The following is a 13559-nucleotide window of genomic DNA, read 5'->3' on the forward strand; positions in this document are numbered from 1 at the left end:
CCGCTAAAAGGATGCTCAGCATCAAAGTCCAAACCCTACCACACGATCACATCACTACCCTCTTCGCCGCGGGGTGGAGCAGCCCGGTAGCTCGTCAGGCTCATAACCTGAAGGTCACAGGTTCAAATCCTGTCCCCGCACCCAAGATCCTAAAGCCAAGCTTGTTCGACGCGTCCGATGTGTGGCCTCAATGCCACTTCCGGTGGCGTTTCGGTCGCGATCGACCCGTGTCACGCGAAAATTTATCGCTCAGATCGGCATCCGCCCGAGATTCTGCAATCAAACCCCGTAGCGCGTTCCTCGGATTTGCGTCATGAGAGCAGGATGGAAGGACGCGGGTCGGCAACTGGCCCGCTGAATGAGGTTTTGAGGATAAGATGGCGAACGGTGTCGTTAAGTGGTTCAACCCGGCCAAGGGCTTTGGTTTCATTCAGCCCGAGGACGGCGGCCAGGACGTGTTCGTCCACATCGCCGCGGTTGAACGCTCGGGCCTGTCGGGCCTGAACGAAGGTGATCAGGTGGCTTACGAGCTGGAAGAGGATCGCCGCTCGGGCAAGACCTCGGCTGGCAATCTGCGCGTGACCGGTCAAGGCGCGGCTCCGTCGGCTCCGCGCCGTCCGGCCCGCGATTTCGGCGCCCCGCGTGGCGGCGGCTACGATGCTCCGCGCGGCGGCGGCTACGGCGGCGGCGGCACGGGCGAAGCCGGCACGGGCGTGGTGAAGTGGTTCAACAGCACCAAGGGCTTCGGCTTCATCCAGCCGGACAACGGCGGCGGCGACATCTTCGTGCACATTTCGGCCGTTGAACGCGCCGGTCTGCGCGGCCTGAACGAAGGCCAGCAAGTCGGTTACGAACTGGAACAGGACCGCCGCTCGGGCAAGACCTCGGCCGGCAACCTGCGCATCCTCTAAGGATCGGAATTCGGCCGGACGCGGCGCGTCCGGCCGGCCTTTCGACCTGAAGATCAGGCCCCGCTGGAGCCTTTCCCCGTCGCTGAGACGGTGGAGGGGTTTCTGCGGGGCCTTTTTCGTGTCCGGAATCGCCGGCGAGAGGCGCGTCTAGGCCCCGCGCAGCTCGCGTTCGGCCGCGGCCTGGTTCACCGCCAGGGCGGTCATGTTGGCGATGCCGCGCGCGGTGACGCTGGGCGTCAGCACGTGCAGCGGCCGGCTCATGCCCAGCAGCAACGGCCCGACCAGCAGGCCCTCGGTGGCGGCGCTGAGCAGGGTCAGGGCGATGTTGGCCGCGTCCAGGGTGGGCATGACCAGGAGGTTGGCCGAGCCCTTCAGGGCGCTGTCGTGCACCAGGCGGTCACGCAGGGCCTGGGACAGGGCGGCGTCGGCGTGCATCTCGCCGTCGACCTCCAGTTCGGGCGCGCGCTCGCGGACCAGGGCCAGGGCTTCGCGCATCTTGCGGGCGGTCGGCGAGTTGCTGGCTCCGAAGCTGGAGTGCGACAGCAGGGCCGCCTTGGGCGTCAGGCCGAAGCGGCGCACGGATTCGGCGGCCAGCAGGGTCATCTCGGCCACCTGCTCGGCGGTCGGGTCGACGTTCACGTGGGTGTCGCAGAAGAACAGCGTGCCGTTGTCGATGATCAGGGCCGACAGGGCGTAGACCCGGCCGACGTTCTCGCGCTTGGGGATGATCGGCAGGACATAGGTCATGTGCTGCCACCAGTCGCCGGCTCCGCCCACCAGGGCGGCGTCGACGTGTCCGGCCTGCAGCAGCATCGAGGCCGAGACGGTCCGGCGGTTGGTCACCCGGCGCTCGGCGGCCAGGGGCGGGACGCCGCGACGGCTGACCAGGCCCTGGTAGCGCTCGACCAGCGGGGCGAACAGCGCCTTGTCGGCCGAGGGATCGAGGATCTCGACGCGGCCGTCGAAGTCCAGCCGCAGGCCCATCTCCGAGGCCTTGGCGATGATCGTCTCGCGCTTGCCGATCAGCACCGGCTTGCAGAGGCCTTCGTCCAGCACGGTCTGGACGGCGCGCAGCACGCGCTCGTCCTCACCCTCGGCGTAGGCCACGCGGATCCCCCCGGCCGCGCTCGCGGCCTTGGTGGCCTTGCGGGCCCGCTCGAACACCGGCCGCATCAGCTGGCCGGAGCGGTAGACGAACAGCTCCAGCTCGGCGCGATAGGCGTCGAAGTCGGGGATCGGCCGGGTGGCCACGCCGCTGTCCATGGCCGCCCGGGCCACGGCCGGGGCGATCTGCAGGATCAGGCGCGGGTCGAACGGCTTGGGGATGATGTACTGGGCGCCGAACATCGGGGCGACGCCGCCATAGGCGCTGGCCACCACTTCCGAGGCCTCGGCCCGAGCCAGCTCGGCGATGGCCTCGACGGCCGCCACCTTCATGGCCTCGTTGATCTCCGAGGCGCCGACGTCCAGCGCGCCGCGGAAGATGAACGGGAAGCACAGGACGTTGTTGACCTGGTTGGGATAGTCGCTGCGGCCGGTGGCCATGATGGCGTCGGGGCGCTGGGCCGCGACGATCTCGGGCAGGATCTCCGGCTCGGGATTGGCCATGGCCAGGATCAGCGGGTTCTCCGCCAGCAGCGGCAGCCATTCGGCCTTGAACACGCGCGGGGCCGACAGGCCCAGGAAGATGTCGGCGCCAGGCAGCACGTCGGGCAGGGTCCGGGCGTCGGTCTGGCGGGCGTAGCGGGCCATGTTCTCGGGCATGTCCGGCTCGCGGCCGGCGTGGACCACGCCCTTGATGTCGGTCAGGGTCACGTTCTCGACCGGCAGGCCCATCGAGACCAGCAGGTCCACGCAGGCCAGGGCGGCCGCGCCGGCGCCCGAAGTGACCAGCTTGACGTCCTGGAGGGTCTTGCCCTGCACGACCAGGGCGTTGCGCACGGCGGCGGCGCAGACGATGGCGGTGCCGTGCTGGTCGTCGTGGAAGACCGGGATGTTCATCCGCTCGCGCAGCTTGCGCTCGATGACGAAGCATTCCGGGGCCTTGATGTCCTCCAGATTGATGCCGCCGAAGGTGGGCTCCAGGGCCGCGACCACCTCGATGAACCGGTCGGGATCCTCGGCGTCGACCTCGAGGTCGAAGACGTCGATGCCGGCGAACTTCTTGAACAGGACCGCCTTGCCCTCCATCACCGGCTTGGAGGCCAGCGGGCCGATATTGCCCAGGCCCAGCACGGCGGTGCCGTTGGAGATCACGGCCACCAGGTTGCCGCGGGCGGTGTAGTCGCGGGCGGTGTCGGGATCGGCGGCGATGGCCTCGCAGGGGGCGGCGACGCCGGGGGAGTAGGCCAGGCCGAGGTCGCGCTGGGTGGCCATGCGCTTGGTGGCCTCGATCTGCAGTTTTCCGGGCCGCGGCAGACGGTGATAGTCCAGGGCGGCTTTACGGAAATCCTCGTCCATCGGTCGGTCCTCGGTGACTGCGCAAGGTGAAGCGGCGCGGATCGTCTGGTGTGGAAGTCGGCGCGATCCGTCAGGGCCTAGCTACCGGTGTTGGCGACGTATTTCCAACCTTACCCAGGGGCGGACGGCATTTTTTGCGGTTCGGGGCGTCCCGCGCGCGATGGCGGCTGGCTCACTAAGTAATAAAAGACTTATATAACGCCTATCCGGCGGGCGCCGAGCGCCGTCCCGCAAGGCGGTTCGCCGTCTTGGTGAGACGGACGGGCGTCCGGGCTGGACTTGCGGGCGAGGCGGTTTCAGCATCGCTCGGAAGGCCCATGGGTCTAGAATGTCGCGCGGCGACGCCGAGCAGGGAAGCACGAACGCATGAGCGGCCTGACCACCCACATCCTCGACACGGCGATCGGTCGCCCGGCGGCGGGGGTGATCGTGCGGGTTTCCGCCCGGCGTGGGGAAACAGTCAGCCTGCTGAGCGAAACCCGCACCGACGCCGATGGGCGGGCGCGGCTGGTCGAGGGCTCGGATCTGGCGGCCGGCGGCTACCGGCTGGAGTTCGCGGTGGCCGACTACTTCAAGGGAACGGGCGCGGCCGTCAGCGATCCGCCGTTCCTGGACGTGGTGACGATCGACTTCGCCGTGGCCGATCCCGCCCAACACCATCACGTGCCGCTGCTGGTCTCGCCGTTCGGCTATTCCACCTATCGAGGCAGCTGAGATGGCTTCTGTGCGCTTCCTGCTGAACGGGGAGGTGGTCGAGGCCAAGGACGTCGATCCCACCCGAACCCTGCTGGAGCACCTGCGCGGCGACCTGCGCCGCACCGGGACCAAGGAAGGCTGCGCCGAGGGCGACTGCGGCTCGTGCACCGTGCTGGTCGGCGAGCTGGAGGGCGAGGCTGTCAGCTGGCGAGCGGTCAACAGCTGCATCCAGTTCGTGCCGATGCTGGACGGCAAGGCGGTGATCAGCGTCGAGGGCCTTGGGAAGGACGAGCCGCATCCGGTGCAGGCGGCCATGGTCGAACATCACGGTTCGCAATGCGGCTTCTGCACGCCGGGCATCGTCATGTCGCTGTACGGCCGGGCCGTGGCGGCCAAGGGCGCCGACGCGCCGGTCGACGAGGTGCTGGCCGGCAACCTGTGCCGCTGCACCGGCTATGGTCCGATCATCGCGGCGGCCGAGACGATCCAGCCCGAGGCCGCGCCCGACGTGGCCGGCCAGCTGGCGGCGCTGCGGCGCGACGAAGCGCTGAGCCTTGATTACGCCGACCCGATCGCCGGCCTGACCCGGCGCTGGTTCGCGCCGTTGAGCGTGGACGAACTCGCCGCGACCTACGCGGCCCATCCGGACGCCGTGATCGTGGCTGGCGCCACCGACATCGGCCTGTGGGTGACCAAGCTGCGCAAGCCGCTGAAGACCCTGATCGACATTGGCCGGGTCGATGCGCTGAAGACCGTCACCCGCGAGGACGGGATCCTGCGGATCGGCGCCGGCGTGCGCTATGTCGACGCCCTGGAGGCGCTGAGCGAACTCTATCCCGACCTGGGCGCCATGATGCGCCGGCTGGGTTCGACCCAGGTGCGCAACAGCGGCACGATCGGCGGCAACATCGCCAACGGCTCGCCGATCGGCGACATGCCGCCGGCCCTGATCGCGGCGGGCGCGCGCCTGGTGCTGCGACGCTGGAACGAGCGGCGGACGATCCCGCTGGAGGACTTCTTCATCGCCTACGGCAAGCAGGACCGCGCCCCTGGCGAGTTCGTCGAGGCGGTGCTGGTCCCCGAGCCCGCGCCTGACGCCCTGTTCAAGGTCTTCAAGCTGTCCAAGCGCTTCGACCAGGACATCTCGGCGGTGTGCGGCGCGTTCAACATCCGCATCGTCGACGAGGTCGTGGCCGAGGCCCGCATCGCCTATGGCGGCATGGCCGGCACGCCCAAGCGGGCCACGGCCTGCGAAGAGGCGCTGGTCGGCCAGCTGTGGAACCGCACGACGATCCATGCCGCCGTCGAGGCCCTGGCCGGCGACTTCACGCCCCTGACCGACGCCCGCGCCTCGGCCGCCTATCGGGCCATGACCGCCGGCAACATGCTGCGCAAGGTGTTCATCGAGTCCGCCCGGCCGGACCTGCAGACCCGCGTACCGGAGGCGGCCCATGGCTGATTCCGGCGCCAAGCTGGTCGAGCCGGTCGTCTTCCAGGGCGTCCACGCCTCGCTGCCGCACGACAGCGCCTGGCGCCATGTCTCTGGCGCGGCGATCTATGTCGACGACATCCCCGAGCCGCCCGGCATGCTCCACGTCCATCTGGGCATGAGCAAGAAGGCCCATGCGCGGATCGTGTCGATGGACCTGTCGGCCGTGCGCGCCTCGCCCGGCGTGGTGGCGGTGCTGACGGCCCAGGACATCCCCGGCGAGAACGATGTCAGCCCGGTGATCCACGACGACAGGCTGTTCGCCGACGGCGAGGTGGTCTGCGTGGGCCAGAGCCTGTTCGCCGTGGCCGCCACCTCGATCGCCGCCGCCCGCGCCGCCGCCGCCAAGGCCGTGGTCGAGTACGAGGACCTGCCGGCCGCGATCACCATCGGCCAGGCCCGCGAGGCCGACCTGAAGATCGAGGCCAGCCAGCGCATGGCGCGCGGCGACGCGGTCGCGGCCCTGGCGGCCTCGCCCCGGCGGCTGCAGGGCGCCTTCGCCATCGGCGGCCAGGACCACTTCTACCTCGAGGGCCAGGTCGCTCTGGCCACGCCGCGCGAGGGCGGCGACGTCCACGTCTGGTCGTCGACCCAGCATCCCAGCGAGGTCCAGCACCTGGTCGCCCACGTCCTGGCTGTGCCCAGCAGCGCGGTCACGGTCGAGGTGCGCCGGATGGGCGGCGGGTTCGGCGGCAAGGAGACCCAGGCCTCGCTGTTCGCCGCCGCCGCGGCCCTGGTGGCGGTCAAGACCGGCCGTCCGGCCAAGGCGCGTCCAGACCGCGACGAGGACATGGTCATGACCGGCAAGCGGCATGACTTCGAGGTCGCCTACGACGTCGGCTTCGACGACGAGGGACGGCTGACGGGCCTGGCCCTGGAGCTGGCCTCGCGCTGCGGCTCGACCACCGACCTGTCGATGGCCATCAACGACCGGGCGATGTTCCATGCCGACAACTGCTACTTCCTGCCGGCCGTCGAGATCGTCTCGCACCGGTTCAAGACTCACACCGTGTCGAACACCGCCTTCCGCGGTTTCGGCGGTCCACAGGGCATGGCGGCCATCGAGCACGTGATGGACGCCGTCGCCCAAGCCACGGGGCTGGATCCGCTGGAGGTGCGCCAGCGCAACCTCTATGGCGGCGAGGGGCGGAACCTGACGCCCTACCACCAGACGGTCGAGGACAATGTCGCGCCGCAGCTGCTGGCCGAGTTGGCCGTGTCCTGCGACTACGACGCCCGCCAGAGCGAGATCGACGCCTACAACGCCAGGAGCCCGGTGCTGAAGAAGGGCCTGGCCCTGACGCCGGTGAAGTTCGGCATCTCGTTCACCACTACCCACCTGAACCAGGCCGGAGCGCTGCTGCACCTCTATGCCGACGGCTCGATCCTGCTGAACCACGGCGGGACCGAGATGGGGCAGGGGCTGTTCGTCAAGGTGGCCCAGATCGTCGCCGAGGCCTTCAAGGTGGGCGTCGACCGCGTGAAGGTCAGCGCGACCGTCACCGACAAGGTGCCCAACACCTCGGCCACGGCCGCCTCGTCGGGCACGGACCTCAACGGCATGGCGGCCCTGAACGCGGCGAACACGATCAAGGCGAGGCTGGTCGAGTTCGCGGCGAGGAAGTGGGGCTGCGCGCAGAGCGACGTCGAGTTCACGCCCGAAGGCCTGCGGGCCGGAGCGGAGTTGGTGCCCTTCGAAGTCCTGTGCCGCCAGGCCCACATGGCCCGGGTGTCGCTGTCGTCGACCGGCTTCTACGCCACGCCCAAGATCCACTACGACCGCAAGACCCACACCGGCCGGCCGTTCTACTACTTCGCCTATGGCGCGGCTTGCAGCGAGGTGCTGATCGACACCCTGACCGGCGAGATGAAGGTCACGCGGGTGGATGTCCTGCACGACGCTGGCCGCTCGATCAATCCGGCCATCGACCTGGGGCAGATCGAGGGCGGCTTCGTCCAGGGCATGGGCTGGCTGACCACGGAGGAGCTGGTGTTCTCGGACGACGGCCGCCTGCTGACCCACGCGCCCTCGACCTACAAGATCCCCACCTGTGGCGACCGTCCGGCGGTGATGAACATCGCCCTGTGGGAGCCGGGCCGGAACGTCGAGGAGACGGTGCATCGCTCCAAGGCCGTGGGCGAACCGCCGCTGATGCTGGCCATGTCGGTGCTGTCGGCGGTGAACCGCGCGGTGGCCAGCGTCGCCGACCACAAGGTGTTCCCGAACCTCGACGCCCCGGCCACGCCGGAACGGATCCTGATGGCGGTGGAAGACGTCAAGCAGAGGGCTGGGTCGTGAACTGGGCCCGTTCCGCCCTGGCCCAGCTGGCCCTCGACGAGACCGTCGCCCTGGTCACCATCCTGGCCACCGAGGGTTCGGCCCCGCGCGACGCCGGGACCAAGATGGTGGTGTGGGCCGGCGGCCAGGCCGGAACGATCGGCGGCGGCAATCTGGAGCACCAGGTCGCCGACCAGGCCCGGCGGATGCTGCTGACCCAGGTCCATTTCGCCCTTCAGGACTATCCGCTGGGCCCGCTGCTGGCCCAGTGCTGCGGCGGTCGGGTGCGGCTGCTGATCGAGCGGCTGGACAAGACCGCCGTCGACTGGCTGACTGACGCCGCGCGCCGGCTGGACGCGTCCCAGCCGTTCGAGGTGCGCACCCGCTTCAACCCCGGCGCCCTGCTCAAGACCATCGCCCCGGTCGCGGCCTCCAGCCCCGACGGCGCGGCCATCACCCTGGCGGGCGAACCGGCCACGGCGCGCGGCGCGAGGCCGACGCTGGGCGACGTGCTGGTCGAGCCGCAGGACCTGCCGCGCCCGCCGGTGCTGCTGTTCGGGGCCGGCCATGTGGGCCAGGCCGTTGCCCGAGCTCTGGAACCGCTGCCGTTCCGCCTGGCGTGGTACGACACCCGGCCCGAGACGGCCCCGATCCCCGGCGTGACCGTGGGCACGCCCGCCGAGCTGGCCGCCGCCGCCATGGGCGCGGGGCCGGACGCCTACATCCTGATCATGACCCACGACCATAACCTGGACTACGCCCTGACCTCGTCGGCCCTGGCCGGCGGGGCGTTCGGCTATCTGGGCCTGATCGGGTCGGACACCAAGAAGGCCCGGTTCCTGAGCCGGCTGCGCAAGGACGGCTTCGGCGACGGGGCCGTGGCCCGCATGACCTGCCCGATCGGCCTGCCGCACCTGAAGAACAAGGCCCCTGAAGTGATCGCCGTCTCGGTGGTCGCCGATCTGTTGATGCGGCTCGAGGCCGCCCGCGCTGCTACGAAGGATCTCCAGCTTGCAAGCCTATAGGGCGTCGATCCTCCACCTGGAGGACGACCCGAGCATCACCGATGGCGAGGCGCACGCCTTCCACGAGGACGGCCTGTTGCTGGTCGAGGACGGCCGCGTGGTGGCTTGCGGCGACTACGCCAAGCTGGCCGACGAACTGGGCGATACGCCGGTGGAGGACCTGCGCGGCAAGCTGATCGTCCCCGGCTTCGTCGACACCCACATCCACTTCCCCCAGGTCGACATCATCGCCGCCCATGGCGAGCAGTTGCTGGACTGGCTGGAGCGCCACACCTTCCCGGCCGAAGCCGCCTTCGCAGATCGCGGCCACGCCGAGGAGACCGCCGAGTTCTTCGTCGAGGAGCTGCTGCGCAACGGCACCACCAGCGCCCTGGTGTTCGGCTCGGTGCACAGGGTCTCGGTCGAGGCGCTGTTCGCCGCCGCCCTGAAGCGCGACATGCGGCTGATCGCCGGCAAGTCGCTGATGGACCGCAACGCCCCGCCCGGCCTGACCGACACGGTCGAGAGCAGCCGGGCCGACATGCAGAGCCTGATCGCCGACTGGCACGGCAAGGGGCGCCTGGGCTACGCGGTCACCCCGCGCTTCGCGATCAGCTGCAGCGACGAACAGCTGACCATGGCCGGCGAGGTGCTGGCCGAGCATCCGGGCCTGTGGATGCAGACCCACCTGTCGGAGAACCTGCGCGAGATCGCCGACACCGCGCGTCTGTTCCCGGAGGCCAAGGACTATCTCGACGTCTACGACCGCTTCGGCCTGGTCGGGAAGCGTTCGGTGTTCGCCCACTGCGTCCACCTGGGCGCCGAGGCCTTCGACCGGCTGGCGGACGCCGGCTCGGCCGTCGCCTTCTGTCCGACCTCGAACCTGTTCCTGGGCTCGGGCCTGTTCCCGCTGCAGACGGCCTGCGCCCACGGGGTGAAGGTCGGGATCGGCACGGACGTGGGGGCGGGGACGACCTTCTCGATCCTCCACACCCTGGGCGAGGCCTACAAGGTGGGCCAGCTGCGCGGCGAGGCCCTGGACCCGTTCCACGCCCTGTACCTGGCCACCCTGGGCGGGGCGCGGGCCCTGGGGCTGGAGGACGAGATCGGCAGCCTGGAACGCGGCAAGATCGCCGACTTCCTGGTGCTGGACCTGGCGGCCACGCCACTGCTGGCGCGGCGGTTGCCGGCGGCGAAGAGCCTGGAGGATCGGCTGTTCGCGCTGACTGTGCTCGGGGACGATCGGGTGGTGGAGCGGACGTATGTGGCCGGGGTGGAGCGGTATCGGCGCTAGTGGCTCACCCACTTGCCCCCACCTGACCGCTACGCGGTCTGTCCGCCCCCTTAGGGGGCGGAGGACTCGCGCGCGGCGCTCCTCTTCCCCCTCTGGGGGAAGACGGTCGCGAAGCGACCCGTAGGGGGCAAGTGTTAGCCGTCTAGGCGCTCATGGTCTCGCGATACAGCTTCAACAGCCCCTCGGCCTTGACCCCCACGGTGATCGCCTGGATCGGCTGATCATCCCAGGCGCTGGGCCCGAACAGCTCGCCCTCGACCTTCTGGCAGGTCTGGCCCAGGGCGATGCCGTCGGTGATCACGCGGATCGAGCCGGGCCGCACTTCGAACAGCGAGGGATCGATCACGAACGCCACGGCGGCGGCGTCATGCACGCAGCAGCCGACGATGCCGTCGCGGCCGCCGTAGAAGGCGGCGTAGGGCTTGGAGATGGCGTTGAGGAATTCACCCGCCGGGCCGGCGGCGATTTCCAGGGCGTCCATATAGGCCGGGCTCATCACCACCTGGGTGGTGACGTCCAGGCTGACGGCGGTGACGTGCCAGGGTGCGGTGAACACCAGGTCGGCGGCTTCCGGATCGTTCCAGATATTGGCCTCGGCCACGGGCGTGACGTTGCCCGGCTTGCCGGCCACGCCGAACGCGCCGCCCATGATCACCACGCCCTTCAGCAGCGTGGCGACCTCGGGATCGGCCCGCAGGGCCAGGGCCAGGTTGGTCAGCGGTCCCACCGCGACCAGGGTGATCTCGCCGGGATTGGCGCGGGCCAGGTCGATGATCGCCTGATAAGCCGGCTTGGCCTCGGGCTCGGCGGCGACCAGGCCGGTCAGCTCGACATCGCCCAGGCCGTTCTCGCCGTGCACGAAGGTGGGGGAAGGATTGCGCGGCCGGGTCAGCGGCTTGTCGGTGCCCTTGAAGACCGGGGCCGTCAGGCCGAAGCGGTGCTTCAGGTAGAGGGCGTTGCGGGTGGTGGTGTCGATGTCGGCGTTGCCGAACACGGTGGTCACGGCCACCAGGTCGAGCGCGGGGCTGGCCTCGATGAAGAGCAGCGCCATGGCGTCGTCGATGCCGGGGTCGGTGTCGAAAATGATCTTCTGGGTCGTCATCCGAAGGACTTATCTCATCGTGTGATGAAGGGGGAGACCCCTCCGAAACGAACCATGCTCCCGGCGCGAACCGGGAGCATGGCGGGAACGATGGCGATCCTTCGGGACCGCCCGGCCGGGGCCGGGCGGGACGTCGGGACTAGCGCCGGGCGCTGATCGAGATGCCGACGATCCGAGGCTCGTTGACGAAACCGGTCAGGTTGTTGAAGTCGATCGCACCGCGCAGGTTCACCTCGTTGGTGATGTTGCGGGCGAACGCGGCGATCTCGTAGGCGCCGTCCTGCTTGGCGTAGCCGAGCTTCAGGCCGCCCTCGAAGTCGCCCTTCGAGTAGAACTCCTTGGACTGGTAGAGGAAGATGTTGGTGTAGCCCTGCTTGAACCAGTCGGTGTAGGCGAACAGCTCGCCGTCGCCGATCGGATAGCTGTAGCGGGCGGTGAAGTTCAGGACGTACTTCGGCGCGTTCGGGAACGGGTTGCCGTCGACCAGGGCCTGGCCGGCGCCGTTCAGCGGGTCGGTGACCGTGCACTGGGCGCAGACCGCCACCGCCAGATCCTTGTCCTTGATCTTGGTGTGGTTGTAGCTGTAGCCGGCCGTCAGCAGCAGGTTTTCGGTGACCTTGAACTCGCCGTCGAACTCGACGCCGTAGGCTTCGCCCTTGTCGGCGTTGATCAGCAGGGTGTTGTTGCCGGCGCCGCCGATGGCGCTGAACTGCGGGTCCTTTTCCTCATAGGTGAAGGCCGCGCCGTTGAAGCGGATGCGACGGTCCAGCAGCTCGCTCTTGAAGCCGACTTCATACGACTGGATGGTTTCCGACTGGGCCACCGACGGGTTGGCGCCGAAGACCACGTCGCGGCCCTGGATGGTCGGACCGCGGAAGCCGTGGGCGGCGCGGGCGTACAGGCTGAAGTCGTCGCTGACGTCGTAGAAGGCCGACAGGTCCCACGAGACCTTGCTGTCCGACACCTCGACCTTCGGCGCGGTCGAGCCGACGATGGTCATGGTCTTCTTGTCGTCGGTGTAGCGGGCGCCGCCGGCGATCTTCAGGGCCGGGGTGATCTGGTAGGTGACCTGGCCGAAGCCGGCCCAGGCGGTGTTCTTGTGGTTCAGGGTCGCCTTGGCGAAGCCGGCGTCCGTGGTCAGCAGCATGTCGGACTTGAAGTAATAGCCGCCGACCTGCCAGGTGAGCGGGCCGTCGGTGTCCGAGGCGAAGCGCAGTTCCTGGGTGTACTGGTCCAGGTCGTCGATGCCGTCCTTGGTGTCGGAGTCGAACGGGATGAAGCCCGGACCCGTGCCGGCCACGCCGCCGTCGATGTCGCCGCGGCTGTAGCCGTTGGTGGTCTCGTAGGCGCTGATCGAGGTCAGGGTCACGGGGCCGAAGTCGTAGTCGATCTTCACGCTCTCGCCGTTGCCGTCGTACTTCTGCGGGTTGCTGCCGCCGCCGTTGTAGAAGACGGAATCCCGGTCGAAGTTGCCGTTGATCTGGTTGCTGCCCTTGGTGAGGATGTTGGCGCGGAAGATCGCGGCCGTGCCGTCCAGGCTGCGGTTGTGGGCGTTGAGCAGGACGCTCAGGTCCTCGGTCGGGGTCCACAGCAGTTGGCCGCGGATGGCGAACTCGTCATAGCCGCCCATGGCGTCCTTCACGTGGGTGAAGGTGTTGTCGATGTAGTCGGCGCGGTGTTGGCCCAGGACCGACAGACGGCCGGCCAGCTTGCCTTCGACCAGCGGGCCGCCGACGCCGCCTTCGGCGGTCCACGAGTTGTACGAGCCGTAGGTCAGGGCGGCGTTGGCCTTGTAGGTCTGGCTCGGCTTGACGCTGTCGAACTTGACGATGCCGGCGGTGGTGTTGCGGCCGAACAGCGTGCCTTGCGGGCCGCGCAGCACTTCAACCTGGTCAACGTCGAAGATCGGCGTGCTCTTCAGCACGACGTTTTCCATGACCACGTCGTCCATGATCACCGAGACCGGCTGCGAGGCGGCCAGGTCGAAGTCGGTGTTGCCCAGGCCGCGGATGTAGAAGCGCGGGGCGGCGCGGCCGTTGGAGCTTTCGACGAACAGGCCGGGCACGCGGCTCGACAGGGCCAGGACGTCCTCGCCGCCGGCGAACAGGGCTTCCAGCTTCTCGCCGCCCATGGTGGCGACCGAGACCGGAACTTCCTGGATGTTTTCGGCGCGCTTCTGGGCGGTGACGATCACGTCGTCCAGCGTGACGGCGGCGGCGTCCTGGGCGAAGGCCGGCGCGGCGGCGGCCACGGCGAGGGTCAGGGCGGTGAGGGCGGCGCCGCGGTGGAGGCGGCTGCGCAGCTTGGTGGCGGTGGTCATTGAAG

General features: G+C 69.1%; 9 protein-coding genes, 1 tRNA gene and 1 pseudogene. 8 read left to right on the forward strand and 3 right to left on the reverse strand.

Features of this window, described 5'->3' with window-relative positions:
- Positions 1-67: 67 nt before the first annotated feature.
- The 3 genes and pseudogenes from AC1U89_RS18840 to AC1U89_RS18850 all read left to right on the forward strand — a co-directional run bounded on the left by AC1U89_RS18840 (position 68) and on the right by AC1U89_RS18850 (position 911).
- Positions 68-144 (forward strand) — tRNA-Met (locus tag AC1U89_RS18840).
- 233 nt (positions 145-377) lie between these two features.
- Positions 378-581, forward strand: a pseudogene (locus tag AC1U89_RS18845) (cold-shock protein); the annotation flags it as partial.
- A 132-nt stretch (positions 582-713) separates the two neighbouring features.
- Complete coding sequence (locus tag AC1U89_RS18850) at positions 714-911, forward strand: cold-shock protein (RefSeq protein WP_026171987.1); 198 nt, start codon at positions 714-716, stop codon at positions 909-911.
- A 147-nt stretch (positions 912-1058) separates the two neighbouring features.
- Here AC1U89_RS18850 and AC1U89_RS18855 read toward each other — a convergent pair whose 3' ends face one another.
- Positions 1059-3371, reverse strand: a complete 2313-nt coding sequence (locus AC1U89_RS18855) for an NADP-dependent malic enzyme (protein WP_479901187.1) — start codon at positions 3369-3371, stop codon at positions 1059-1061.
- Positions 3372-3737: 366 nt separating this feature from the next.
- Here AC1U89_RS18855 and uraH point away from each other — a divergent pair, with 366 nt between their 5' ends.
- From uraH to guaD, 5 genes are read left to right on the forward strand one after another with little or no spacing between them, the layout of a single operon-like run.
- Positions 3738-4085, forward strand: a complete 348-nt coding sequence (gene uraH / locus AC1U89_RS18860; RefSeq protein ID WP_479901188.1) for a hydroxyisourate hydrolase — start codon at positions 3738-3740, stop codon at positions 4083-4085.
- A 1-nt stretch (position 4086) separates the two neighbouring features.
- On the forward strand, positions 4087-5526 hold the full coding sequence (gene xdhA / locus AC1U89_RS18865) for a xanthine dehydrogenase small subunit (RefSeq protein ID WP_479901189.1): 1440 nt from the start codon (positions 4087-4089) through the stop codon (positions 5524-5526).
- Complete coding sequence (xdhB, locus tag AC1U89_RS18870; RefSeq protein ID WP_479901190.1) at positions 5519-7855, forward strand: xanthine dehydrogenase molybdopterin binding subunit; 2337 nt, start codon at positions 5519-5521, stop codon at positions 7853-7855. Before xdhA ends, xdhB begins: the two co-directional genes overlap by 8 nt.
- Positions 7852-8859 (forward strand): xanthine dehydrogenase accessory protein XdhC, encoded by a 1008-nt coding sequence (gene xdhC / locus AC1U89_RS18875; RefSeq protein WP_479901191.1) that lies wholly within the window; start codon positions 7852-7854, stop codon positions 8857-8859. Before xdhB ends, xdhC begins: the two co-directional genes overlap by 4 nt.
- Positions 8846-10132: a guanine deaminase gene (gene guaD / locus AC1U89_RS18880; RefSeq protein WP_479901192.1), complete on the forward strand. Its 1287-nt coding sequence runs from the start codon at positions 8846-8848 to the stop codon at positions 10130-10132. Before xdhC ends, guaD begins: the two co-directional genes overlap by 14 nt.
- 142 nt (positions 10133-10274) lie before the next feature.
- On the opposite strand, the gene AC1U89_RS18885 is transcribed toward guaD, so the two are convergent.
- The gene (locus tag AC1U89_RS18885; RefSeq protein WP_479901193.1) at positions 10275-11234 is read right to left on the reverse strand and encodes a nucleoside hydrolase; all 960 of its coding nucleotides are present in this window, start codon (positions 11232-11234) and stop codon (positions 10275-10277) included.
- Positions 11235-11373: 139 nt separating this feature from the next.
- Positions 11374-13554: a TonB-dependent receptor gene (locus AC1U89_RS18890; protein WP_479901194.1), complete on the reverse strand. Its 2181-nt coding sequence runs from the start codon at positions 13552-13554 to the stop codon at positions 11374-11376.
- Positions 13555-13559 lie beyond the last annotated feature (5 nt).

Source organism: Caulobacter sp. 05T431 (genome assembly GCF_056665975.1).

What these genes read in the sequence shown, in the direction of transcription:
- AC1U89_RS18855 (WP_479901187.1), bottom strand. Translation starts at nt 3,371, where the DNA reads ATGGACGAGGATTTCCGTAAAGCCGCCCTGGACTATCACCGTCTGCCG.
- uraH (WP_479901188.1), top strand. Translation starts at nt 3,738, where the DNA reads ATGAGCGGCCTGACCACCCACATCCTCGACACGGCGATCGGTCGCCCG.
- xdhA (WP_479901189.1), top strand. Translation starts at nt 4,087, where the DNA reads ATGGCTTCTGTGCGCTTCCTGCTGAACGGGGAGGTGGTCGAGGCCAAG.
- xdhB (WP_479901190.1), top strand. Translation starts at nt 5,519, where the DNA reads ATGGCTGATTCCGGCGCCAAGCTGGTCGAGCCGGTCGTCTTCCAGGGC.
- AC1U89_RS18885 (WP_479901193.1), bottom strand. Translation starts at nt 11,234, where the DNA reads ATGACGACCCAGAAGATCATTTTCGACACCGACCCCGGCATCGACGAC.
- AC1U89_RS18890 (WP_479901194.1), bottom strand. Translation starts at nt 13,554, where the DNA reads ATGACCACCGCCACCAAGCTGCGCAGCCGCCTCCACCGCGGCGCCGCC.